This is a genomic window from Streptomyces sp. NBC_00344, from assembly GCF_036088315.1.
In the GTDB taxonomy this organism is placed as follows: Bacteria; Actinomycetota; Actinomycetes; order Streptomycetales; family Streptomycetaceae; genus Streptomyces.
The window spans coordinates 3,394,445-3,418,135 of record NZ_CP107996.1 but is presented as its reverse complement, the minus strand read 5'-3'; the positions used below and the strand labels follow the sequence as shown (position 1 = coordinate 3,418,135).

The 23,691-nt window shown below is 69.9% G+C and carries 20 protein-coding genes; 10 read left to right on the top strand and 10 right to left on the bottom strand.

What is annotated here, in order from left to right:
• Window position 1: 1 nt before the first annotated feature.
• Both OHS16_RS15355 and OHS16_RS15350 read left to right on the top strand, forming a co-directional pair.
• Complete coding sequence (locus OHS16_RS15355; RefSeq protein ID WP_328537776.1) at window positions 2-1,537, top strand: 3-hydroxyacyl-CoA dehydrogenase; 1,536 nt, start codon at window positions 2-4, stop codon at window positions 1,535-1,537.
• On the top strand, window positions 1,534-2,133 hold the full coding sequence (locus tag OHS16_RS15350) for a TetR/AcrR family transcriptional regulator (protein ID WP_328537775.1): 600 nt from the start codon (window positions 1,534-1,536) through the stop codon (window positions 2,131-2,133). Before OHS16_RS15355 ends, OHS16_RS15350 begins: the two co-directional genes overlap by 4 nt.
• A gap of 481 nt (window positions 2,134-2,614) precedes the next feature.
• Here OHS16_RS15350 and OHS16_RS15345 read toward each other — a convergent pair whose 3' ends face one another.
• Window positions 2,615-3,178: an Lrp/AsnC family transcriptional regulator gene (locus tag OHS16_RS15345; protein ID WP_328537774.1), complete on the bottom strand. Its 564-nt coding sequence runs from the start codon at window positions 3,176-3,178 to the stop codon at window positions 2,615-2,617.
• A gap of 172 nt (window positions 3,179-3,350) precedes the next feature.
• Here OHS16_RS15345 and pdhA point away from each other — a divergent pair, with 172 nt between their 5' ends.
• The 7 genes from pdhA to OHS16_RS15310 all read left to right on the top strand — a co-directional run bounded on the left by pdhA (window position 3,351) and on the right by OHS16_RS15310 (window position 11,385).
• Window positions 3,351-4,469, top strand: coding sequence for a pyruvate dehydrogenase (acetyl-transferring) E1 component subunit alpha (pdhA, locus tag OHS16_RS15340; RefSeq protein WP_328537773.1), 1,119 nt, complete (start codon window positions 3,351-3,353; stop codon window positions 4,467-4,469).
• Window positions 4,466-5,470 (top strand): alpha-ketoacid dehydrogenase subunit beta, encoded by a 1,005-nt coding sequence (locus OHS16_RS15335; protein ID WP_328537772.1) that lies wholly within the window; start codon window positions 4,466-4,468, stop codon window positions 5,468-5,470. Before pdhA ends, OHS16_RS15335 begins: the two co-directional genes overlap by 4 nt.
• The gene (locus OHS16_RS15330) at window positions 5,470-6,831 is read left to right on the top strand and encodes a dihydrolipoamide acetyltransferase family protein (protein WP_328537771.1); all 1,362 of its coding nucleotides are present in this window, start codon (window positions 5,470-5,472) and stop codon (window positions 6,829-6,831) included. Before OHS16_RS15335 ends, OHS16_RS15330 begins: the two co-directional genes overlap by 1 nt.
• A gap of 340 nt (window positions 6,832-7,171) precedes the next feature.
• Window positions 7,172-8,032, top strand: a complete 861-nt coding sequence (locus OHS16_RS15325; protein WP_328537770.1) for an NTP transferase domain-containing protein — start codon at window positions 7,172-7,174, stop codon at window positions 8,030-8,032.
• Entirely contained in the window at window positions 8,029-9,315 is a 1,287-nt protein-coding gene (locus OHS16_RS15320) for a molybdopterin molybdotransferase MoeA (RefSeq protein WP_328537769.1), read from the top strand. Before OHS16_RS15325 ends, OHS16_RS15320 begins: the two co-directional genes overlap by 4 nt.
• Complete coding sequence (locus tag OHS16_RS15315; RefSeq protein WP_328537768.1) at window positions 9,312-10,385, top strand: potassium channel family protein; 1,074 nt, start codon at window positions 9,312-9,314, stop codon at window positions 10,383-10,385. The genes OHS16_RS15320 and OHS16_RS15315 overlap by 4 nt, the downstream gene beginning before the upstream one ends.
• A 10-nt stretch (window positions 10,386-10,395) precedes the next feature.
• A complete protein-coding gene (locus tag OHS16_RS15310; RefSeq protein ID WP_328537767.1) occupies window positions 10,396-11,385 on the top strand; it encodes an NAD(P)H-quinone oxidoreductase in 990 nt (329 codons plus the stop codon).
• Between the two features lie 516 nt (window positions 11,386-11,901).
• On the opposite strand, the gene OHS16_RS15305 is transcribed toward OHS16_RS15310, so the two are convergent.
• The 6 genes from OHS16_RS15305 to OHS16_RS15280 all read right to left on the bottom strand — a co-directional run bounded on the left by OHS16_RS15305 (window position 11,902) and on the right by OHS16_RS15280 (window position 19,355).
• The gene (locus OHS16_RS15305; RefSeq protein ID WP_328537766.1) at window positions 11,902-12,462 is read right to left on the bottom strand and encodes a bacterial proteasome activator family protein; all 561 of its coding nucleotides are present in this window, start codon (window positions 12,460-12,462) and stop codon (window positions 11,902-11,904) included.
• Window positions 12,463-12,536: 74 nt separating this feature from the next.
• Window positions 12,537-15,398, bottom strand: a complete 2,862-nt coding sequence (locus tag OHS16_RS15300) for an FtsX-like permease family protein (protein ID WP_328537765.1) — start codon at window positions 15,396-15,398, stop codon at window positions 12,537-12,539.
• Complete coding sequence (locus OHS16_RS15295; RefSeq protein ID WP_328537764.1) at window positions 15,395-16,153, bottom strand: ABC transporter ATP-binding protein; 759 nt, start codon at window positions 16,151-16,153, stop codon at window positions 15,395-15,397. The genes OHS16_RS15300 and OHS16_RS15295 overlap by 4 nt, the downstream gene beginning before the upstream one ends.
• A gap of 33 nt (window positions 16,154-16,186) precedes the next feature.
• Window positions 16,187-16,780, bottom strand: coding sequence for a PadR family transcriptional regulator (locus OHS16_RS15290; RefSeq protein ID WP_328537763.1), 594 nt, complete (start codon window positions 16,778-16,780; stop codon window positions 16,187-16,189).
• Between the two features lie 37 nt (window positions 16,781-16,817).
• A complete protein-coding gene (locus tag OHS16_RS15285) occupies window positions 16,818-17,570 on the bottom strand; it encodes a hypothetical protein (protein WP_328537762.1) in 753 nt (250 codons plus the stop codon).
• 150 nt (window positions 17,571-17,720) lie between these two features.
• Window positions 17,721-19,355 carry a protein kinase domain-containing protein gene (locus OHS16_RS15280; RefSeq protein WP_328537761.1) on the bottom strand — a complete coding sequence of 545 codons (1,635 nt, stop codon included), beginning with the start codon at window positions 19,353-19,355 and terminating at the stop codon, window positions 17,721-17,723.
• Between the two features lie 420 nt (window positions 19,356-19,775).
• Between OHS16_RS15280 and OHS16_RS15275 the strand changes: the two genes are divergently transcribed.
• Complete coding sequence (locus OHS16_RS15275) at window positions 19,776-21,416, top strand: protein kinase domain-containing protein (RefSeq protein ID WP_328537760.1); 1,641 nt, start codon at window positions 19,776-19,778, stop codon at window positions 21,414-21,416.
• 42 nt (window positions 21,417-21,458) lie between these two features.
• On the opposite strand, the gene OHS16_RS15270 is transcribed toward OHS16_RS15275, so the two are convergent.
• The 3 genes from OHS16_RS15270 to OHS16_RS15260 all read right to left on the bottom strand — a co-directional run bounded on the left by OHS16_RS15270 (window position 21,459) and on the right by OHS16_RS15260 (window position 23,670).
• Entirely contained in the window at window positions 21,459-22,463 is a 1,005-nt protein-coding gene (locus OHS16_RS15270; RefSeq protein WP_328537759.1) for a phosphotransferase, read from the bottom strand.
• Window positions 22,464-22,478: 15 nt separating this feature from the next.
• Window positions 22,479-22,895: a pyridoxamine 5'-phosphate oxidase family protein gene (locus tag OHS16_RS15265; RefSeq protein ID WP_328537758.1), complete on the bottom strand. Its 417-nt coding sequence runs from the start codon at window positions 22,893-22,895 to the stop codon at window positions 22,479-22,481.
• Between the two features lie 115 nt (window positions 22,896-23,010).
• Window positions 23,011-23,670, bottom strand: coding sequence for a response regulator transcription factor (locus OHS16_RS15260; protein WP_328537757.1), 660 nt, complete (start codon window positions 23,668-23,670; stop codon window positions 23,011-23,013).
• Window positions 23,671-23,691 lie beyond the last annotated feature (21 nt).

Below are 23,691 nucleotides of genomic sequence, written 5' to 3'. Positions count from 1 at the left end.
CATGACCGCCACCGCACACACGACCGCCATTGCGTCGCATCGCACCGTCGCCGTGGTCGGCACCGGCACGATGGGCCAGGGCATCGCCCAGGTCGCGCTGGTCGCCGGGCATCCTGTGCTCCTGCACGACACCGCACCGGGCCGCGCCGAGGCAGCCGCAGCGACCATCACCGGCCGACTGGACCGGCTGGTCGTCAAGGGGCGGATGACCGCGGCGGAGCGGGACGCCGCGCGGGACCGGCTGCACCCGGCGGCAGATCTGGCGGAGCTCGCCGGCGCGGCCCTCGTCATCGAGGCGATCCTCGAAGAACTCCCCGTGAAGCAGGAGCTCTTCGCCGCACTTGAACACCTGGTGGCCGACGACTGTCTGCTGGCGACCAATACCTCCTCCCTCTCCGTCACAGCCATCGCGGGCGCGCTGAAGCACCCGGGCCGTTTCGTGGGTCTGCACTTCTTCAATCCGGCTCCGCTGCTGCCTCTGGTCGAGGTGGTGAGCGCCTTCGCGACCGAGGAGTCGAGCGCCGTACGCGCCTGGGCGACGGCGAAGGCCTGGGGCAAGACCCCGGTCCGCTGTACCGACACTCCCGGTTTCATCGTCAACCGCATCGCACGCCCCTTCTACGCCGAGGCCTTCGCGGTGTACGAGGAGCGGGGCGCCGATCCCGCCACCATCGACGCGGTGCTGCGGGAGTCGGGGGGCTTCCGGATGGGGCCCTTCGAGCTCACCGACCTGATCGGCCAGGACGTCAACGAGGCGGTCACCCGCTCGGTCTGGGAGTCCTTCTACCAGGACCCCAAGTTCCGCCCGTCCCTCGCGCAGCGGCGCCTTGTCGAGTCCGGACTGCACGGCCGCAAGAGCGGCCGCGGCTGGTACCCGTACAGCGAAGACGCCGCACGGCCCGAGCCGCACACCGCACCGGCCACCGAACCGCCCTCCACGATCACCGTGGAAGGCGACCTCGGCCCCGCCGGGGAGCTGGTCGCGATGTTCCGGGAGGCCGGGATCACGGTGCGCGAGGACGACGAGGACAGCGGCTGCAGGATCGTGCTGCCCAGCGGTGGCCAGCTGGTGCTCGCCGACGGTCAGACCTCTGCCGAATTCCGCGATGTGGTCTATTTCGATCTGGCGCTCGACTACCGGGCGGCGACCAGGGTCGCGCTCTCCGCGTCCGAGGTCACGGGATGGGAGACCCTCCGGCAGTCGATCGGTCTCTTCCAGGCGGTCGGCAAGAAGGTCAGCGTCATCGGTGATGTGCCGGGCATGATCGTCGCTCGCACGGTGGCGATGCTGGTGGATCTGGCCGCCGATGCCGTGGCCAAGGGTGTCGCATCCGCCGAGGACATCGACACGGCGATGCGACTGGGTGTCAACTACCCGCTGGGGCCGGTCGAGTGGGGTCACAGACTCGGCCGTGCCTGGGCACACGAACTGCTGGATGAGCTGCACGCCCGTGTCCCGGGCGGCCGCTATGCACCGTCGCTGGCCCTTTACCGGCAGTCGTACGTCCCTCAGGAGAAGGGCGAGACAGCATCATGACCACGCCCAGGAGAGACACCTACACGCCTGACTCACTGCTGACCGTAGCCGTCCGCATCTTCAACGAGCGTGGTTACGACGGCACGTCCATGGAGCACCTCTCCAAGGCCGCCGGAATTTCCAAGTCCTCGATCTATCACCATGTCACCGGCAAGGAGGAGCTGTTGAGGCGCGCGGTCAGCCGCGCGATAGACGGCCTCTTCGGAGTGCTGGACGAGCCGGCGGCGGCCCGGGGAAGCGCGATCGAGCAGGTGGAATACGTCACGCGCCGCACCGTCGAGGTGCTGATGGCGGAGCTCCCGTACGTCACTCTGCTGCTGCGGGTACGCGGCAATACGTCGACCGAGCGGTGGGCGATGGAGCGGCGCCGGGATTTCGACCAGCGGGTGGCGGGTCTGCTGAAGGCCGCGGTCTCCGAGGGCGATCTCCGCTCCGACGTGGACATCCGGCTGGCCACCCGGCTGCTCTTCGGGATGATCAACTCACTCGTCGAATGGTGGCGCCCGCAGCCGGGATCCGCCCCTGATACGGACCAGTTGGCCGAGACGGTCGTTCAGCTGGCCTTCGAGGGGCTGCGCTCCACTCCGGCCCGGTGAGGGCGCGGGGGCACGGACCGCGTTATTCATGGCATCTGTCCCGCGTGACAGATGTCCGGCTTCTTCCTCCGCCCGGCCGGGGCGGCGTCGCCGACCGAGTGCGGTGGGCCGGAATGGGGCGCTGAGCCCGAGGCCCGCACGGTCGCGCTGCGGAGATGTTCGGCTGTCCTACGCCCGCCCGGGCCGGATTCCGCGCCATCGCCTTCAAGGGCGCGCTCGGGTTCGGCGCCCACGGCCCTGTGACCGGCCGCTGCACCACCGGGATCGCTTTCGCCCACCGAATGCGGGGCATGTCCACCCGTGGCGGCAGAAGGCCGTCACCGCCGGAGGGGGAGGCCGACGGCGCGCCGTCAGCCCCCGCAGGGGTGCAACGGAGCCGGCACGCCCGTCCCGGCTCGGTCTCGACATGATCAGCGGCTCTTCGCAGCGGGGTCGCGCCTCTCGGCGTCGAGAGGAATCCCGCCAGAGTGAAGGCCCTGGCTCAAGACGTACGGTTCGCGGGCCCGGGGGGCTGTCCCTGCGGCGCCCCGGGGGGCGGTCCCATGGTGGCGCCGGAGGGTTTCGCCGGATCCAGGTCGGTCTCCTCGAAGACCAGCAGGGTGCGCGTCGAGAGCACTTCGGGAATGGCCTGGATCCTGGTGAGCACCAGCTCGCGCAGAGCCCTGTTGTCCGCGCTGTGGACCAGCAGGAGCACATCGAAATCACCGCTGACCAGCGCGATGTGGGCGGTGCCCGGCAGTTCGGTGAGCTGCTTGCGCACGGTGCGCCAGGAGTTCTGGACGATTTTGAGGGTGACGTAGGCGGAGGAGCCCTGGCCTGCCCTTTCATGGTTCACCCGAGCGCTGAAGCCGCGGATCACGCCGTCGTCGATGAGCCGGTTGATCCGGGCGTACGCATTGGCACGGGACACATGGACGCGGTCGGCCACGGAGCGTATCGAAGCGCGTCCGTCCTGTTGCAGGATGCGCAGGATGTCCCGGTCGATGGCGTCCAGCGGCCGCGCGGGGCGAGGCTCGCCCTCGTCGGCCATTTGTTCAGCTGCCATCGGCCCCCGCCTCTCCATCATGGACGACCTGCCTCTATCCCAAGCTGTGGAGAACCGTTTGTCCACAGGCTGAAGGTGTCAGTAGCCAAAATGCGCTTTCGACCGAACAATCGGTAGGTGAGGCGCATCACACATCGGTGCGCCCTCCCACTCCCACGAGGAGGTGTTTGGCATGACGGTCCAAGAGCTGCCCGGTGCTACTGCCCACCCGGCATGGAAACTTCGTACCGACCCAGCGCCGCTGCTCCCGGACCCCGAGCCGTACCGGGTACTCGGTACGGACGCCGTGGACGGGCTCGACAGCGAGCTGCTGCTGCGGCTCTATGACGCCCTGGTGCACGGCCGGCGATACAACGCCCAGGCCACCGCGCTCACCAAGCAGGGCAGACTGGCCGTCTACCCCTCCTCCACCGGGCAGGAGGCGTGCGAGATCGCCGCTGCGCTCGCCCTCCAAGAGCAGGACTGGCTCTTCCCCAGCTACCGCGACACCCTGGCGGCCGTGGCGCGCGGTCTCGATCCCGTCGAGGCGCTGACATTGCTCCGCGGCGACTGGCACACCGGCTACGACCCGCGCGAGCACCGGATCGCGCCGCTGTCCACTCCGCTCGCCACGCAGCTTCCGCATGCCGTGGGGCTGGCCCACGCCGCACGGCTGGCCGGGGACGACGTGGTGTCTCTCGCCATGGTCGGAGACGGCGGGACCAGCGAGGGCGACTTCCACGAAGCGCTTAATTTCGCCGCGGTCTGGAAGGCTCCGGTGGTCTTCCTCGTGCAGAACAACGGCTTCGCTATCTCTGTGCCGCTCGCCAAGCAGACAGCGGCCCCCTCACTGGCCCACAAGGCCGTGGGATACGGCATGCCAGGTCGGCTGGTCGACGGGAACGACGTCGCGGCGATGCATGTGGTGCTGGCCGACGCGGTCTCAAGGGCGCGCTCCGGGGGCGGTCCGACTCTGGTCGAGGCGGTGACCTACCGCATGGAGGCCCATACCAACGCGGATGACGCATCCCGCTACCGCGGCGATGCCGAGGTCGAGTCCTGGCGCAGGCATGATCCGATCCTCCTGCTCGAGCGTGAGCTGACGGGTCGGGGGCTGCTCGGTGAAGAGCGCATACAGTCCGCGAGCAAGGCGGCCGACACCATGGCCGCGGCTCTGCGTGAACAGATGAACGCAGAGCCGCTCCTCGCTCCCATGGATCTCTTCGCGCAGGTCTATGCGACGCCGACGCCGCAGCTGCGTTCCGAGGCCGAGCAGCTCCGCGCCGAGCTCGACGCGGAGGACGGTCGATGACCACAGTGGCAGCGAAACCGGCCACGATGGCACAGGCGCTGCAACGGGCGATGCGCGATGCGATGGCGGCCGATCCCACCGTGCACGTGATGGGAGAGGACGTCGGGACGCTGGGCGGGGTCTTCCGGGTCACCGACGGGCTGGCGAAGGAGTTCGGCGACGACCGGTGTACGGACACGCCCCTCGCGGAGGCCGGGATCCTCGGGGCGGCCGTCGGGATGGCGATGTACGGGCTGCGGCCGGTCGTCGAGATGCAGTTCGACGCCTTCGCCTATCCGGCTTTCGAGCAGCTCATCAGCCATGTGTCCCGGATGCGCAACCGCACCCGGGGTGCGCTGCCGATGCCGATCGTGGTGCGGGTTCCCTACGGGGGCGGCATCGGCGGAGTGGAGCACCACAGCGACTCGTCCGAGGCGTACTACATGGCGACTCCGGGGCTCCATGTCGTCACGCCTTCGACGGTTGCCGACGCATACGGACTGCTCAGGGAGGCGATCGCCTCCGACGACCCGGTGATCTTCCTCGAGCCCAAGCGGCTGTACTGGTCGAAGGCCGAGTGGTCACCGGACGCGCCGGCCGAGGTGGAGCCGATAGGCCGGGCGGTGGTGCGGCGCGCGGGAAGCAGCGCCACGCTGCTGACGTACGGACCGTCTGTTCCGGTCTGTCTGGAGGCAGCCGATGCCGCGCGTGACGAGGGCTGGGACCTGGAGGTCGTGGATATCCGCTCGCTGGTCCCGTTCGACGACGAGACGGTCTGCGCCTCGGTACGGCGCACCGGACGGGCTGTCGTCGTCCATGAGTCGTCCGGGTTCGGCGGGCCGGGCGGGGAGATAGCCGCCCGGGTGACTGAGCGCTGTTTCCACCACCTCGAGGCGCCGGTGCTGCGGGTCGCCGGATTCGACATCCCGTATCCGCCGCCGATGCTGGAGCGTCACCATCTGCCGGGGGTCGACCGGGTGCTGGACGCGGTCGCACGGCTGCAGTGGGAGGCAACGAGCTGATGCCCCAGGTCCTGGAATTCAAGCTGCCCGACCTCGGGGAAGGGCTCACCGAGGCGGAGATCGTGCGATGGCTGGTGGCGGTCGGCGACGTCGTCGCGGTCGATCAGCCGGTCGTCGAGGTCGAGACTGCGAAGGCGATGGTGGAGGTGCCATGCCCCTACGGCGGCGTGGTGACGGCCCGATTCGGTGAGGAGGGCAAGGAGCTCCCGGTCGGGGCGCCGCTTCTGACGGTGGCCGTGGGGTCCACGGAGCCGCTCGGTGACGCCGGCGGCGACGCATCCGGAAACGTTCTGGTCGGGTACGGGACAGGCGGGGCGGTGGCCCCCCGGAGGCGGCGGGTACGGGTGGCAGCTGAGCCCGCCGCAGTCGTTGCCGCTGCGGCTCCGGCCGCTGTTCAGGCCCCGGCCCTGGCCCCTGCGCCTGCTCGTGCCCCCCGATCTGCCCAGGTGCCGGCTGCGGATTCACTTTCCGCCGGGCTCGGACCCATTCCTGTGATCTCGCCGCTGGTGCGACGGCTGGCGCGTGAACACGCCGTCGATCTGAGGGCGCTGACCGGCAGTGGTCCGGACGGGCTGATCCTGCGGTCCGATGTGGAGCACGCGATACGCGCCCCGGAAGCTGCCTCGGCAGGGGAAGCGGTGCCGACGGGTGCGCAGCAGGTGGGTGACGGGCAGGCGGTTCGGGTTCCGCTGCGCGGAGTCCGTGGCGCTGTAGCGGAGAAGCTTTCGCGCAGCCGGCGTGAGATACCGGACGCGACATGCTGGGTCGACGCGGATGCGACCGAGCTCATGGCCACGCGGGCGGCCATGAATGCGGTGGGCGGTCCGAAAATCTCGGTGCTGGCACTGCTGGCCCGTATCTGCACGGCGGCCCTGGCCCGCTTCCCGGAGCTGAACTCCACGGTGGACCTGGCAGCCCGGGAGATCGTGCGTCTGCCCTCGGTCCATCTGGGCTTCGCCGCTCAGACGGAGCGCGGGCTGGTGGTGCCGGTGGTGCGGGATGCGCACGGGCGGTCGACGGAGTCCCTCAGCGAGGAGTTCGGTCGGCTGACCGAAGCGGCCAGGACAGGGGCGCTGACTCCGGCGGAGCTGACAGGAGGCACATTCACTCTGAACAACTACGGAGTGTTTGGTGTCGACGGATCCACGCCGATCATCAACCATCCCGAGGCGGCGATGCTGGGGGTGGGACGGATCATGGAGAAGCCATGGGTGCGAAGCGGCGAACTGGCGGTCCGACAGGTCGTGCAACTGTCCCTGACCTTCGATCACCGAGTGTGTGACGGGGGAACGGCCGGAGGCTTTCTGCGGTATGTGGCCGACTGCGTCGAGCAGCCGGCGGTACTCATGCGGGGCGTGTAGTCGCCCCTGGGCGTGTGTGAAAGTCCCGGCTGCCCCGCGGCTTCCGGCACGCGAACTCGCTGCGTTGTCGGAGCCGCCCGGGTACGTCCCGCGGCCCGTTCCTCCGCCCTGCGATGGCACGCTCCGGACGCCGCGGGGCCCGCCCTCCGGGCGGACGCCGCTACTTCCCCCACACGACCCAGACGTGATCTGTGCCCTTCGGTGTGACGTGTGCAGGGCTCGTTCCAGCCCGGGGCCGGTGGCGAGGACCAACGGCCCGGGAGAGGGACCCGCCATCCCGTGAGCTGCTGTATGTCACTGGCCCGTTCCGTAGGGGCCGCCCACAGCCCATACTCGCGGGATGACCTTGTATGACGCCGTCGTGCTCGCCGGAGGTTCTGCCAAGAGGCTCGGCGGGGCGGACAAACCCGGCCTGACCGTGGGCGGGCTTGCGCTGCTCGACCGGGTGCTCGGGGCCTGCCGAGGGGCCGGGGCCACCGTGGTGGTCGGTGGGCGGCGAGGGACGGTGCGACCCGTTCTCTGGGCGCGTGAGGAGCCGCCCGGCGGAGGACCGCTGGCAGCGCTCGACGCCGGGCTGCGCATGGTGTCCGCCGAGACGGTGCTGGTGCTCTCGGCGGACCTGCCGTTTCTCGGGGAGTCGACGGTGCCGGCACTGCTGAGTGCCCTCGCGGCCGGGCCGCACGAAGGGGTGCTGCTCACCGACTCCGGGGGCAGGGACCAGCCACTGGTTGCCGCCTACCGCACAGAACCGCTGCGCCGGGAGCTGGCACTGCTTTCCACCGAGCACGGTTCGACGGCCGGGCTTCCGGTGCGTCTGCTCGTCGCTGCACTCGACCTCGCCCGGATCGCCGCTGAGCCCCTCGCCTCGTTCGACTGCGACACCTGGCAGGACATTGCGTCGGCCCGGTCCCGTATCAGGGAGCATGGACACGTGCTGGATGAATGGATCACCACAGTCAAGGCCGAACTCGGAATCGAGCTCGACGTCGACACCGGCGTCCTTCTCGACCTCGCCCGCGATGCCGCACACGGTGTCGCCAGACCGGCCGCGCCGCTGACCACCTTTCTGGTGGGGTACGCGGCGGCGAAGGCGGAGAAGGACGGACCGGAAGCAGCCGCCGAGGCGGCGCACAAGGCTGCCGCTCTCGCGAACCGTTGGGCGAGCGAGGCCGAAGAGGCCGAGGGAACCGACGCCGGATGACCGAGCAGGAGGACCGCGACGTCGACGAAGCCCTGGCGCTGGTCGGCAGGGAGACACCCGCTGCGCCGCAGCCCTCTCCACCGGAAGGCCACCGCACGGTTTCCTGGGCAGATGCCCGGGCGCGGGCCGCTCTGACCGGCCACACCGCCCCGGTCGTCACCCGGCGTACACCGCTCGACCGTGCGCTCGGCCGGACCCTTGCCGAGCCGCTTGCCGCCCTCACCGATCTTCCGTCGTTCGACACCTCGGCCATGGATGGCTGGGCGGTCGCCGGTCCCGGACCCTGGCAGCTCACAAGCGGTTCTGGCATCCTCGCCGGTCATTCCGCCCCTGAGCCGCTGGCCGACGGTGAGGCCGTACGGATCGCGACCGGTGCTCGGATCCCCTCCGATGCCACCGCTGTCGTCCGTTCCGAACACTCGCGCGCGGAAGAGGGCACTGGGCTGTTGTACGCCCGGCACCCGGTTGTGCAGGGGCAGGACATCCGACCGCGGGGACAGGAGTGCCGATCAGGCGATCAACTGCTGCCCGTCGGAGCTCTGGTGACCCCGGCGGTGTTGGGGCTCGCAGCCGCTGCCGGATACGACGAACTGCTCACCATCTCCAGACCGCGCGTCGAAGTCCTGATACTCGGCGATGAGTTGCTGGTGGAGGGGCTTCCCCGGGACGGGCTGATCCGGGACGCCCTGGGACCGATGATCGGGCCATGGATCCGATCGCTGGGCGCGGATGTGCTGAGCACGCGTCGGCTCGGCGACGACGCGGACGCTCTGCATCACGCCATCACGACCTCTGAGGCCGATCTGATCGTCACCACCGGCGGAACGGCAGCGGGCCCGGTGGATCATGTCCATCCGACGCTGCGCAAGGCCGGTGCTGAGCTTTTGGTCGACGGGGTCGCGGTCCGGCCAGGACATCCGATGCTGCTGGCCCGCCTCGCGGAGGGCCGACATTTGGTGGGACTGCCCGGGAACCCGCTCGCCGCCGTATCGGGCCTGCTCACGCTCGCTGAACCGCTGCTGCGCACGCGTTCCGGACGAACGGACACCGAGGGCTATTCCGCGCCGGTACGCGCGCATGTTCAAGGCCACCCTTCCGATACCCGGCTCGTCCCGGTGGTGCATCGAGCTGAGGAAATCGACCCGCTGCACTTCAATGGGCCCGCGATGCTCCGGGGGATGGCAGCCGCCGACGGACTCGCCGTGGTGCCGCCCGGCGGTGCGCGGGCCGGGCAACGTCTTGAGGTCCTCGATCTGCCGGCGGCGGGGGAGTGTTTCACGTGAAACTTCCAGGACATGACGCCCTTGACCGACAGGTCGGCGAGACGCTCGTGACCCGGCGGGTCAAGCTGCCGCGCAGGGTGGTCGAGAGGCCGCTCCGCCAGGTCGCCAAGCGGGTCCTGATCGCTCTGCTGGTGCTGGCGGTGACCGCCTTGATCGTCTGGTTCGATCGCGACGGTTATCACGACAACGCCGATGGCACAGTCGACCTGCTCGATTCCTTCTATTACGCCACCGTCACCCTTTCCACGACCGGGTACGGAGACATCGTTCCGTACGGAGCCGGTGCCAGGCTCACGAACATCCTGGTGGTCACGCCACTGCGCGTGCTGTTCCTGATCATCCTGGTCGGTACCACTCTCGAAGTGCTCACGGAGCGCACCCGGGAGGAGTGGCGGCTGAATCGCTGGAGGCTCCGCTTGCGTGACCACACTGTTGTCATCGGATTCGGTACGAAGGGCCGCTCCGCCATGCAGACGCTGTGCGCCACTGGCCTGAAGCGGGAACAGATCGTTGTCGTCGACCCCGACAGCAAAGTCATCGAAGCCGCCAACGCCGATGGATTCGCCGGGGTCATCGGAGACGCGACCCGCAGCGATGTGCTGAACCGCGCCGAACTGCAGCGTGCCAAGCAGATCGTGATCGCGACCCAGCGTGACGACACCGCAGTACTGGTGACGCTCACCGCGCGACAGCTCAACCGCGGGGCGAAGATCGTTGCCGCGGTGCGCGAGGAAGAGAACGCGCAACTGCTGCGGCAGTCCGGTGCGGATGCGGTGATCACCAGCGCCAGCGCAGCGGGACGACTGCTCGGGCTGTCCGTGCTCAGCCCCAGCGCCGGAACGGTGATGGAGGATCTGATCCAGCAGGGAAGCGGACTGGATCTGGTCGAGCGCCCGGTCATAAAGAACGAGGTGGGGCGAAGCGTGCGCGACGTGCACGATCTGGTGGTCACGGTGAAGCGCGGACACCGACTGCTCGGGTACGACGATCCGGAGGCCAGCCCTTTGCAGCTCACCGACCGGGTGATCGCGATCGTGCGGGTTTCTGCAGCGTCGGCGGGTGCGGAGTAGCCTCGCGCTCATGCATGCGATCACGATCACCGAACCTGGCGGTCCCGAGGCGCTTGTCTGGGCCGAGGTGCCTGATCCCGTACCCGGCGAGGGCGAAGTCCTTGTCGAGGTCGTGGCGGCCGCCGTCAACCGTGCCGATGTACTGCAACGGCAGGGCTTTTACGATCCACCGCCCGGTGCGTCGCGCTATCCCGGGCTTGAATGCTCAGGACGCATCACAGAGCTGGGCCCCGGAGTCTCGGGATGGGCTGTCGGCGACGAAGTGTGCGCGCTGCTGACGGGCGGCGGATACGCGGAGAAGGTCGCCGTACCGGCCGGGCAACTGCTGCCGGTGCCGGACGGGGTCGACCTCGTCACGGCGGCCGGGCTGCCCGAAGTGGCGTGCACGGTCTGGTCGAACGTCTTCATGGTGGCCCATCTGCGGCCTGGCGAGACGCTGTTGGTGCACGGTGGAGCGAGCGGGATCGGCACGATGGCGATTCAGCTGGGTAAGGCGGTGGGGGCACGGGTCGCCGTCACTGCGGGCAGTGCGGGGAAGTTGGCCCGCTGTGCCGAGCTGGGCGCCGACATTCTGATCGACTACCGCGAGCAGGACTTCGCCGAGGAAATCCACAAGGCGACGGATGGAACCGGGGCGGATGTCATCCTCGACATCGTCGGCGCCAAGTACCTGGACCGGAATGTGAAGTCGCTGGCGGTCAATGGGCGCCTCGCGGTGATCGGCATGCAGGGCGGGGTGAAGGGCGAGCTGAATCTCGCGACGCTGCTCGGTAAGCGGGCCGCGGTGACGGCCACGTCCTTGCGGGCCCGGCCGCTCGGTGAGAAGGCGGCGATCGTCGCTGCGGTACGCGAGCATGTCTGGCCGCTGATCGCCGCAGGGCGGGTACGCGCTGTGGTGGATCAGCAGTTCCCGCTCTCGGAGGCAGCGGATGCGCATCGGGCGCTGGACAGCGGCACGCATGTGGGCAAGATCTTGCTGCGGGGGGCTTCGGCGGGCTGATTCCGCCGGAGGGAAGACTGCCTCCGGCCGCCCCCCCCCCCCCGCGGCCGGCCTCCCCCGGCAGCCGGGGCACCGACCCGGGCCGGAGGCCAGTCCAGGCGAGAAGCGGGCACCTCGGTGGAGAGCGTCGCCTCGGCCCAGGGCGTCGTCTCGACGGAAACCCTCTCCGGCCCGGAAGCAGTTCTCGGTGGACAGCACCTCATCGGCCCGGGGCGGGACCTCCGCCGAGCGCTGATCCAACGTCCGAGGCCCGGCCCGGTGAGTTCGTGCGGGGTATGGGCGCATTTCCCGAAGGGACGTCCGGCGCTCTCCCCCGGCTGCCGGTCGCATCGGCATCCACCCGCTGACACGACGTCGGCCTCCAAGACCACCAACAGGTCTTGAAGGCCGACGCGTCACACACAGGCCCGAATCAACCAGCAGCATCCGATGCGGGGGCCGGGCCCGGGCCCGGCCCCCGCATCGAGTGCTCCGGATACGCCGGATGCTCCGGGGCGACGCTTACAGATGGCGCGCTTACAGATAGGGGCCGGAGCGGATCGCCCCGTGGCCTCCGGTTTCGTCCTCGTCGTCCTGACCCCCGGAACCCGGAGGAAGGGCACGGCGCATGCTCTCCAACTGAGCCCTCGCGGCCATCTGCTGGGCGAAGAGGGCTGTCTGGATGCCATGGAAGAGGCCTTCCAGCCAGCCCACCAACTGAGCCTGCGCAATGCGCAGTTCCGCCTCCGACGGGATGGCCTCGTCGGTGAAGGGGAGCGAGAGGCGTTCCAGCTCCTCGACCAGTTCGGGGGCCAGTCCATCCTCCAGTTCCTTCACCGAGGACGCGTGAATGTCCTTGAGGCGTACCCGGCTCGCCTCGTCGAGAGGCGCAGCGCGGACCTCCTCCAGAAGCTGCTTGATCATGCTGCCGATGCGCATGACCTTCGCCGGCTGCTCCACCATCTCTGTCACTGGAACCTCGCGCGACTCGTCGTCACCGCCGGCCCCGCCGCCGAGTGCCATCCCGTCCTGTCCCACGACAAGAACCTGGGGGTGCTCCCGCGACTGTTCCGACCGTTCACTCCTCGGCATATCCATACCGCCATTGTCTCGCACACGTACTCCACGAGAGTGTGGTGCCCCCGTTCGCGGATGATCCACCCTGTGACGGCCTACCCGGCGCGCCGGGCCAGCACCAGCCGGGACCGTGTGAAGGCGCCGGCCAGCAGGCCGGCCAGGACCGGAACGGCCAGAGCGAGAATTCCGATGGTCTCCCAGGGCAGCACGATCGGGGTGTACGCGGACCGCAGCGGGTCATCCCGCATGTCCGCCAGCGCAGTCTGCAGATCGGTCAGCCTGACGGCGACCGCGGGCACCACTCCGGCCGCGGTCCCCAGCAGTACACCTGTTCCGGCGACCACCGCGCACTGGAAACCGCTGAGCATCCGCCGCACTCCTGGCGGGGCGCCGATCGCGCTGAGGGTGGTCAGATCGGCCTCGGCGTCGGCCTTGGCGAGACCTGTGGTGATGGCGGCCGCGCCCAGAGTCACCACGCCCGCGAAGAGGGCGAGGGTCAGCATGGTGGTGTCGGAGTCATTTCCCGACGGCCTGTCGTACGAGAGATAGGCTCCGTTGCCCGCCTGCGATATCCCGTCGTTGAAGTGCTGTTCCTCGGCGTCGGTCGGCGCATGCCTCACCGAGTAGACCGTGGCGACCGGGCCGGTGTGCAGACCCAGCCGGTCCGCGGTGGACTGCGGCATGATCATGCGGATGCCGGGAGTCGCCGCGAAACGGTCGGCGGCTCTGTAGACCGCGAGCCGGGTGACGGTCTCCGCCGGCTCGCCCGGGTGCAGCTTCCGGTTCTTCCTGTCCTGTTCGACGTACCGCTGCACGGCCTTGACGGTGACCCTGCCGTCCGGGTCGGCGTATGCGTTGTTGAGCAGTACCGGAGTGCCGGCGGCCAGTGCCTTCGCCGCGGCCGGGTCCTTGAGGCCGACGTAGGTGCGCAGCAGTGCGGCATCTCCGATGACGATGTTGTCCGCGTTGCCGAAGCTGCTCATGGTTCCGGCGGTGTCCTTGCACCGCGGGGAGTTCATCAGCTTCTTGTGCTCGTCGGCGGAGATTCTGGCCGCGAGTTCCTTGCCGCCCTTGGCCTGCAGCGGGCAGATGTTGGCTTTGGGCTTGGACATGGTGAGGGTGCCGCAGTCATCGGGGCCCGCGTCGGGGAACCGGTCGCAGTCGCTGCCCGCCCACACCCGGCTGATGCCGGCGTGCGAGCCGCTGGTCGACAGGTCGTGTTCGGCGATGCCACCCGCTGCCGCCAGGGCCTTCGCCGGGTTGGCATGTTCGTCGTAGGTGTCGGCGACAAGCGCGACGACGCCCGACGGCATCGACCGTTCGTTGTTGTACCGCTGCTCCGCGTCGGAGCTCGCCGTGTAGGTCGCGATGGCCACCGTGCCGGCGACCGCCGCCATCACCGCGGCGACCGCGGGCGCGGTGCGGCCCCGGTTGCGGGCCGCGTCACGCAGGGCGAGGCGCGGCGAAAGGGGGAAGAAGCGGCCCAGCCGCCCGAGGAAGCCGACGATCACCGGGATGCAGAGCAGAACACCGAGTTCGGCGATGACCGAGCCGGCGACGACCCCCGTGGTGTGGCCGGTCAGACCGCCCATGAGGGCGAGCGCGACGCCCAGCACCAGGGCGATCACGCCGAGGACCGGCATGACGCGCGAGGACCGTCGCACCCCGCGCCGCCCGGTGAGGGATTCCAGCACCGACTGCCTGGCCGCCACGACGGCGGGTGCGAATGCTGCGAGCAGGCCGGTGACCAGGCCGATCAGGGCGATGCCGAGCAGTTCCAGCGGGTGCAGGGCGAGGGAGCCGAAGCGGTGACCGGCCCAGCCCTCGATCAGCGGGCGCAGCGCCGCGGTGAGACCGAGGCCGGCGACCGTCCCGATCACGGCGCCCGCGCCACCCAGCACCACACCGCCCGCGAGAACCACTGCGCGGACGTGGCTGCGGTCCCCGCCGCAGGTGCCGAGCAGCCCGAGCTGGCGGCGTGAGCGGCGCGCGCCGACCGCGAAGGCCGGACCTGCGAGCAGCACGATCTCCAGCATCGCCATCACGACGACGGTGGCGAGCGCAGCGGTGACCTCCAGGGAGGCGTGGGACGAGCCGCTGCTGGTCTCCGCGGCCATCGGGACCTCGGAACGTGGCGGCGGGTCCAGGACGACCTGGCGGGATTCCACCACGACGCCCTTCTTGTTGGCTTCGAGAACGTTCTTCCAGCTCACGCCCGGTGCGCCGGCGGCCTTGACGAGCCAGTCGGCGCTTTGCGGCCGCGGTGGGATCATCCTGCTGTCCGCAGCGGCGGCCCGCTTCCACGGCGCGATCAGGGCACCCGGGTTGACGTACAGGTGGAAGCCCTTCAGATCGGACGGGCGCTCGACGGCGCCGGTGATCGTGAAGGTCTTGCCGAAGCCGCGGACCGTGGTGTGCGAACCGACGTGAAGCCCGGTGGAGTCCAGGAAGGCCTGATTGACGATCATGTCGCTGTCGGTCTTCGGGTAGCTGCCACGCACCAGGTCGGCCATGCCGCGCACCATCGGGTCGGCGGTGTTCAGCTCGGTGACCTCGACCGTCTTGACGCCGTATGCGGTCGTCACGGTGGACATCACGTCCTGCCGGGTGATGCCGTGCGCGCCCGGGGGCAGCGCGGCCGCCACATTCACTGCGGTGGGGTGCCGGCTGCCGGTGGAGCCGTCGCCGACCGGGCCGTACGAATCGCCTTCCGGCATCTGTTCGATGGGGCCGCCGCCCATGTCGGGATCGCGGAAGAGTGCGTCGGCCGCGCCCATCTCGGAAGTCAGCTTCTCGCCCTGCGTCGGGGCCGCGCTGTGATAGGTGATGTCCGCGGCGGTGACGCCGAGGACCGGCAGGGCGATCATCGCGACGACCAGGGCGCTGCGGCCCTTGGCGCGAAGGGCGTCCCTGCGGGCTATGCGGATGGCTGCGCGCCAGCCGGTCATGACGCTCACTTGGCACCCTCGGCGGATGAGGCCAGCAGGGACTCGGGCGCGGTGGTCAGGGTCTGGTCGACCACCGAGCCGTCCCGGAGGAAGACCACCCGGTCCGCCCAGGCGGCGTAGCGGGGTTCATGGGTGACCATGACGCCGGCCGCGCCCGCGTCGCAACGGGTGCGCAGCAGGGCGAGGACGGCCTCACCGGTCTCGGAGTCCAGTGCGCCGGTCGGCTCGTCGGCCAGGACGAGACGGCGGTCGCCCACGAGGGCGCGGGCGATGGCCACACGTTGCTGCTGGCCGCCGGACATCTCGTCCGGGAAGCGGTCCGCCACGTCGGTGAGTTGCATCTCGGCGAGGGCTTCCCTCGCTTCCCGGCGGGCCTTGCGGACGGATATGCCGTCGAGTTCGCGGGGCAGCGCGATGTTCTCCGCCGCGGTGAGGGCCGGGATCAGGTTGTAGTCCTGGAAGACATAGCCGACGCTCCGGCGGCGCAGGGCGGAGAGTGCCTTGCGGGTGAGGGTGCCGATGTCCTGGCCCTCGATGATCACCTGGCCGGACGAGGCGGTGTCCAGGCCGCCGGCCAGGGTGAGCAGGGTGGATTTCCCGGAGCCCGACGGGCCCATCACGGCGACCAGTTCGCCCGGGCGCACGGCGAGGTCGACTCCGCGCAGGGCGTGCACTTCGGCGATACCCGAGCCGTGGGTGCGGGTGAGGTTGCGGAGTTCCAGAACGGGTTGTGCTGGGTGGGGTGTTGCGGTGGGTGTGGTCATGTGGGGTCCCCCTGGTTGCGGATGTCGGGAAGGTCAGTGGCGGAGCTTGGGACGGGACGACCGGGCCGGGGCCGGCGCGGGCTCCGTGAGGGCCGCTTCCGCCAGGCGGACCAGACGGGACTCGCAGTGGTCCAGCCAGCGGGCCTCCGCTTCGGCCTGGAAGATCAGCTGTTCCAGGACCAGCAGCCAGGCCACCTCGTCGCGGTTGGCGGGAGCGGCCGTCAAGGCCTGCGCCTTGAGGCGCGTGTAGTCCTGCATCGCCTTCACCGTGTGATGGCGCTGCGCCTGAATCACCGCCCGGATGTCGACGCCCGGGGCGCCGACCGCCATCGCGAGCTTGATGGCCAGTTCGTCCCGGGCCGGGCTGGTGCGGTCGACCGGCGCCCCGTACCAGTTCCTGAGCTCGCCGCGCCCTTCGTCGGTGATGACGTACAGCGCGTGGCCCGCATCGTCCTCGCCGTCCTGGACGACCATGCCGTCGCGCTCCAGCCGGCTGAGCGTCGTATAGACCTGGCCGACGTTGAGCGGCCAGGTGGCGCCGGTGCGCGATTCGAATTCGGTGCGGAGCTGAGAGCCGTAGCGCGGGCCCTGCTCAAGGAGGGCCAGAAGCCCGTGACGGATCGACATACTCAGTATGTATACCGAGTATGCTCTCAGGTGCAAGTCACGGTGAGCGCCGCAGTCTCAGGGCCAGGAACCCCAGACCCGCTCCGACCAGGGTGAGTCCGAACCCGAGCGCCCCGACCCGCACCGGAAGCGGATCGGACTGCGGGAGGGCCTGCGTTCCCGGCTTGCGTCCGGCTGCCTCGGTGCCCGTCGTGCGCACCGGACTCGCCGCGGGCTGCGGGGTCCAGGTCCGCACGAGCGCGGGCGCCGGAGGCTGCTGCTCGGCCGGCGGTGCGGCCGGTTCCGACGCGGGGGGTGAGTGCTTCCGGCCGGTGGCTGTGCTGCTGGCGGTCGGGGCTGGGCTCCCGGCGTGCGACGCGGAGGGTGCGGGTTTCACGGTCCGGCCCGGCCTGACCCGCCCCTGGCCCGCTACGCCGCCGGCCAGCGAGGTGCTCGGCACAGGGCTGGGGATCGCGCCGGGGCCGTGGCCGTGGCCGTGATGGTGGCCGTGGCGGCCCGGGGCGTCCGGCGCTGTGCCGTCGTGGCCGGCGATGTCCGCTGTGATGTCGCCGGGTTCCGGGGCCGGGTCGGTGGCTGCCGGATCCGCCTGCTCCGTCGGGCCGCCCTGATGCGCTTGGCCCCCCTGGTCCAATGGATCGCCCTGGTCCGTCGGGTCCGACTGGTCCCCGGTTCCGCTGGTGCTGGAGGCCGCGCTCGAAGGCTGCGCGCTGGCGGCCAGTGGTGGCGGTGTATCGGTGTTGACCACCGCTGCCGGGGACATCAGCACCGCAAGCACCACCAGCTCGATCACGGAGTGCCCCTCTCTTCCCGGGATCCCGGAAGAAGCGGAAGTGACAACAGACCAAGCGTCACATTCCCAGGCATATCCGGCATCTCAGGCATGGCAAAAAGCCCGGCGAGCGGTGTGAACCGCCTGCCGGACCCCGGGCGCCGACTGCTGTTACGGGGCGTCCCCCGTCGAGACCCCCAGGGTGATGGTGAGGTTCTTGGGGTCGACGTTCGTGCCCTTCAAGGGGTACTGATCGAGGACGATGTCCTGACCCCACTGGCCGCTTGGCTCCTCGCGAATGGTGACGTGCCAATTCGCTGCCCTGGCGCAGGCCTTCGCCGACAGGATGTCCTTGATGACGAAGTCGGGCACCTGGATCTTGTCCGGATCGGTCGTTCCGGGCTGGGCGCCCGAGCATTCCGTCGTTTCCATCGTCCGGTTCCGCTCGGGCCCCTTGTGGCCCGGCTTCGCCGACGAGCTGGACGTGCCGCCCGTGGTCCCGCCGGCCTCGTCGTCGCCCTTGCCGCCCATCTGCAGGGCCGCGATCACACCGCCGACCGCCAGCAGTGCCACCACGATCGCGCCCACGATCACGGGGGTGTTCCGCTCGCCACCGCCGGATCCGCCCTGCGCGGGCGTCGGGGACTGCGGGACGGTGTACGGCGGCGGTGTGTGCACGCCGTACTGCTGCTGCGCCGCATACGGCTGCGGGGTGGGCGCGGGTGTCTGGTAGCCGCCCTGCTGCGGGTAACCGTACGAAGGCGCGGGGGCAGGTGCCGGCGCGCCGTAGGGGCCCGGCTGGTACGGCGTCTGGACCTGGCCGCTCTGCGGCAGCGAGGAGTCCACCGGCGGGAAGACCGCGGAACCGACGCCCGAGCCGCTGCTCGCCGGCGCGCCCCCGACGACCATCGGGGCGGCGCCGGTCTGTCCCGACGACATCACCCGCAGGCACTCGTCGCGCATCGCGTCCGCGGTCGGGAACCGCTCGTTCGGGTTCTTCTTCAGGGCGCGGGCGACCAGCGCGTCGACCGCCGGGGGGATCGAGCGGTTGATCGAGGAAGGAGCGACCGGCTCCTCCTGCACATGCGCGTAGGCGATCGCGAGGGGTGAGTCCGCGTCGAACGGCAGCCGCCCGGTGAGCAGCTGGAAGAGCATGATGCCGACCGAATACAGGTCCGACCGCGCGTCCACCCCGCGGCCCAGTGCCTGTTCGGGGGAGAGGTACTGCGGCGTGCCGACCACCATGCCGGTCTGTGTCATCGAGGTGACGCCGGACTGCATGGCGCGGGCGATGCCGAAGTCCATGACCTTGACGACGTTGCGCTTGGTCATCATGACGTTGCCGGGCTTGATGTCCCGGTGGACCAGGCCCATTTCGTGGCTGGCCTCCAGCGCGGCCAGTACGTCGGCGGTGATCTTCAGCGCCTTGTCGGCCGGCATCGCGCCGTACTGCGTGATGTCCGACTGCAGTACGGATCCGAGGGGTTGCCCCTCCACGTACTCCATGACGATGTACGGCATGAGGGCTTCGCCGAGGGTGTCCTCGCCGGTGTCGAACACCGAGACGATGTTGGTGTGCGAGAGCTTGGCGACGGCCTGCGCCTCGCGCCGGAAGCGTTCGCGGAAGGACTGCTCGCGGCCCAGCTCCGTATGGAGGGTCTTGATGGCGACCTGGCGGTCGAGAGCCGAGTCGTATGCCAGGTACACGGACGCCATACCGCCCTCACCGAGCAGGTCACGGAGCTGGTAGCGCCCCCCGGCGACCGAATCTCCCGCGTACCGGCCCTGCGCGCCGTCCTGGCTCATGAGTCTGGCTCCCCCTCGGCACCCGGAAACGATGCGCGATGTTGCGTGTTGCGTGATCAATTGTGATCAGCTGTGCGATCACACGGGCTGATCGCACGTAATGATCTGACGTACGAGGAAAGTCTGCCCGAGGGCACTGTTACGTCAAGCCGGGTGCCCGTTCCGTGACCGTACGCGCATCAAGCGTCTCGCAAGCGTTACAGGAAGCGCATGGAATTTGCATGGGCGGCTCGGTTGCGGGTTGGATAGCCGGTCATTGCCGGACCGGGCCTGCACACAGAGCCTGTAGCGTGACGTCGCGATGTACCGCGGCATGACAGTGCTGTGACGGCAGAGCACCGACTGGCGCTGTACCAAAAGGATCACCGCGCACCATCCGCGTACCACCGCTGATGCGGACCGACACGACGGCGAGGACAGATGGCACCCGATTCCGAGGCAGGCGGAGGCGTGTCGGACGTGCCGGAGTCGTGGGGCGTCGGCGGCCTGGTCGGTGACGGCCGCTACCGGCTGACGCACCGTCTCGGCCGTGGCGGCATGGCTGAGGTGTTCGCGGCGGAGGACGTACGGCTCGGCCGGACCGTCGCCGTCAAACTGCTCCGCTCAGACCTGGCGGAAGACCCGGTCTCCAAGGCCCGCTTCACCCGCGAGGCACAGTCGGTCGCCGGCCTCAACCACCATGCGGTGGTCGCGGTGTACGACTCGGGCGAGGACTACTGGGGCGGCAACACCGTCCCCTACATCGTGATGGAGCTGGTCGAGGGCCGCACCATCCGCGATCTGCTGATCAACGCGGAGGCACCGCCGCCCGAGCAGGCGCTGATCATCGTCTCCGGGGTGCTCGAGGCACTCGCCTACTCCCACCAGCACGGCATCGTCCACCGGGACATCAAGCCCGCCAACGTGATCATCACGGACGCCGGCGCGGTCAAGGTGATGGACTTCGGCATCGCGCGTGCTCTGCACGGCGCGGCATCCACGATGACCCAGACCGGGATGGTCATGGGGACCCCTCAGTACCTCTCCCCGGAGCAGGCCCTCGGCAAGGCCGTCGACCACCGCTCCGACCTGTACGCCACGGGCTGTCTCCTCTACGAACTGCTGGCGCTGCGGCCCCCCTTCACGGGTGAGACCCCGCTCTCGGTGGTCTACCAGCATGTCCAGGACATGCCCCTCCCGCCGTCCCAGGCGGCGTCGTCGGTGCCGCCCGAGCTCGACGGTCTGGTGATGCGTTCCCTCGCCAAGGACCCGGACGACCGGTTCCAGAGTGCGGAGGAGATGCGGGCGCTGGTCGCCTACTCGCTCCAGATGCTCCAGCAGCAGGGCGGCCACACGGGAACCTGGAACACCGGTCCTGTGGCGATGAACGAGGGCGGCGCCACCGCGGCCACCGCAGCGACCGCGGCGTACCCGAGCCACGGCGGCGGCGACACGTCGCAGGGCCCGATCCTGCCCCCGATGAACCCGGACGACGGTGGGTACCGGGGCGGCGGGGAGCACCGCGGCGGACGCGGCTGGATGTGGGTGGTCGCCGCGCTCGCGGTGGTCGCCATCGCGGCCGGCATCGTGTTCGCGCTGGACGGTTTCGGCGGCAGGAGCGGCGGCGGTACACCCGCCACCAAGTCGCCGGCGCCCAGCCATTCGGCCCCCGACAAACAGACCGACGCCCCTTCGGACGAGGCCACCGACGACACCACCCAGCCCGGCACCTCCACCGGCGGCGAGCAGAGCGACACGCCCTCCTCCAGCCCGTCGGACTCCCCCAGCGAGTCGAAGTCCTCGCCTCCGCCGTCCAAGCCGTCCAGCAGCGGTACGACGACCGACGGCGGCACTCAGAACGGCGGCACCGCCGCGGGCAGCGACGACGGTGGTACGGCGGCGGGCACGGATGACGGCGGCACCGCGGCGGGCACGGATGACGGTGGTACGGCGGCGGGCACGGATGACGGTGGTACGGCGGCGGGCACGGATGACGGCGGCACCGCGGCGGGCACCGACGCGGGCAGCACGGCGGGCACCGACACCGGCGGCAAGACCGCCGGGGGAGTGACCGGCGACTGACCGCCGCCCACCCGGGGGAGAGACCGGACTCTCCCCCACCCGTCACCCCGCGAACGCCTCGCACACCGCGTCGTAGTGGCGCGTCCACCACACCACGAGGGCCGATGCCGCGGGGAACAGCGCGTCGGCCCTGCGGTCGCCCAGCTGGTAGCGCCAGCGCAGCACCCAGAAGTCGTTGAGCCGCTCCCACCACACCCGGTGCACCGCTGCGGCGAGTTCGGCGGAGCCCGCCGCTGCCGCCCGCCGGTAGGCACGCGCGTAGGCACGCACCTTCACCAGTTCCAGTTCCCCGGTGGGCTGGACGAAGAAGATGACCGCGGCCCTGACGGCCTCCTCGGCCCGTGGTTTCACGCCGAGCCGGTCCCAGTCGATGATCGCCGCGGGCTCCGCTCCGCGGTAGAGCAGATTCAGCGGATGGAAGTCCCCGTGCACCCACCCCCCTGTCGCGCCCGGCGGTGGGCGCCGGTGAGCGTGCCGCTCGAGCAGCCGGCGGCGCTCCCGCAGCCGGTGCTCGGCCAGCTCGTCGAAGGCGTCCCTCGGCCGTTCTCCGGCCGCCAGGCAACCGAGCAGTTCCTCGATGACGGCGAAGGTGTCCGCCGGATCGGCGCTCCGGTACGGGGGCGGCGCGGCCGCTGCCTCCATCACCCTCTCCAGGCCGGTGTGCACCAGGCCGAGCAACGCTCCGAGCCGCCGGGAGCCGGCGGTGCTGAGCTGGGCTCCGTCGCGGTGCTTTCCGTCGATCCAGGGGTGAAGGGCGTAGCACCGGCCACCGATCACCGTGACGGTGGCGCCGTCCGTACCCGCCAGCGGCGGGGCGACGGGCACCCCGAGTGCCTCCAGGCGGCGGGTCGCGCGGTGCTGGCGGCTGATCGCCGCAGGATCACCGTCGAGATGGTGCTTGAGGAAGAAGTCCCCGTGCGTGGTGGCGAGCCGGTAGCCGCGGTTCAGCAGCCCCTGGGCGACCGGTTCGCAGGACAGTACGGTGCCCTCGGAACCGTAGCGGTGCAGCAGATCCGCCACAGGTGGGGTTGCATATGAGCGCGGCACCCGCCAGATGTTAGATCACTGGGCGGCGTCCGCCGTCTGCGGTGCCGTGTACTCCATCCGGTCCACCGTGCTGAACCGCGGCCTGATGCGCAGATAGACCGGCTCGTACGGTTCGCCGTTCATCTCGGCCGGGGCGCCGGTGAAGTGCCGGAGCTCGTCGGGTGTCGGGGTGATGGCCTCGGCGGTGCCGGTGAACTGCACGGACCAGACGTCGGTCTCTCCCGAGCACATGTTGTCGGCAGCGTAGGCGACCACGCTGCCTTTGCAGGCCTCGTGATGTCCGCGGCCCACATGCATCCGCAGAATGACGGAGCCCTCCGAGACGATGTGCCGGGCGATGGCCAGGAAGGGCAGTGCGCCCAAGCTGGTCGCAACTCTGCCGTACGGCACAAGGCCGAGCAGTTCGATGGCACGCAGTTCCTCGGTGGGCATGGGTTCCACTCTCCGCCACCCGGCAGGACGCGGAGAAGGGCCGGCTGTCCCTTGATTGAGGACGTAGGTCCCGAATAAGGCATTCAGGACTACGGAGAGTCAGTGCCGCTCGGAGTCAGCGCCGCTCGGCCTGGAGCCGCGCAACGTACGCGGCGGCCTGGGAGCGCCGTTCCATGCCGAGCTTGGAGAGCAGGCTGGAGACGTAGTTCTTGATCGTCTTCTCGGCGAGGTGCAGCCGTTCGCCGATGATCCGGTTGGTCAGCCCCTCGCCGATCAGGTCCAGGATTCTGCGCTCCTGGTCGGTGAGGGCAGCCAGCCGGTCGTCGCCCTTCTCCTTTCCGCCGTCGCGCAGCCGTTCCAGGACACGCGCGGTGGCCGCCGGGTCGAGCAGCGATTTTCCGGCCGCCACGTCCCGTACCGCCGAGAGCAGTTCATCGCCGCGGATCGCCTTCAGCACATAGCCCGACGCCCCCGCCATGATCGCGTCGAAGAGTGCCTCGTCGTCGGAGTAGGACGTGAGCATCAGGCATCTGATGCGCTCGTCCGCCGAGCGGATCTCCCGGCAGACCTCCACCCCGCTGCCGTCCGGAAGCCTGACGTCGAGGACCGCGACGTCCGGTCGGGTGGCCGGGATTCGCGCCAGGGCGTCCGCCGCGGTACCGGCCTCACCGACGATTTCGATGTCCTCCTCGAGCGACAGAAGCTCATGAACACCCCGACGTACCACTTCATGGTCGTCGAGGAGAAATACACTGATTTTTGCGGATCCGGACACGGAATCAGTCTCACATACCAG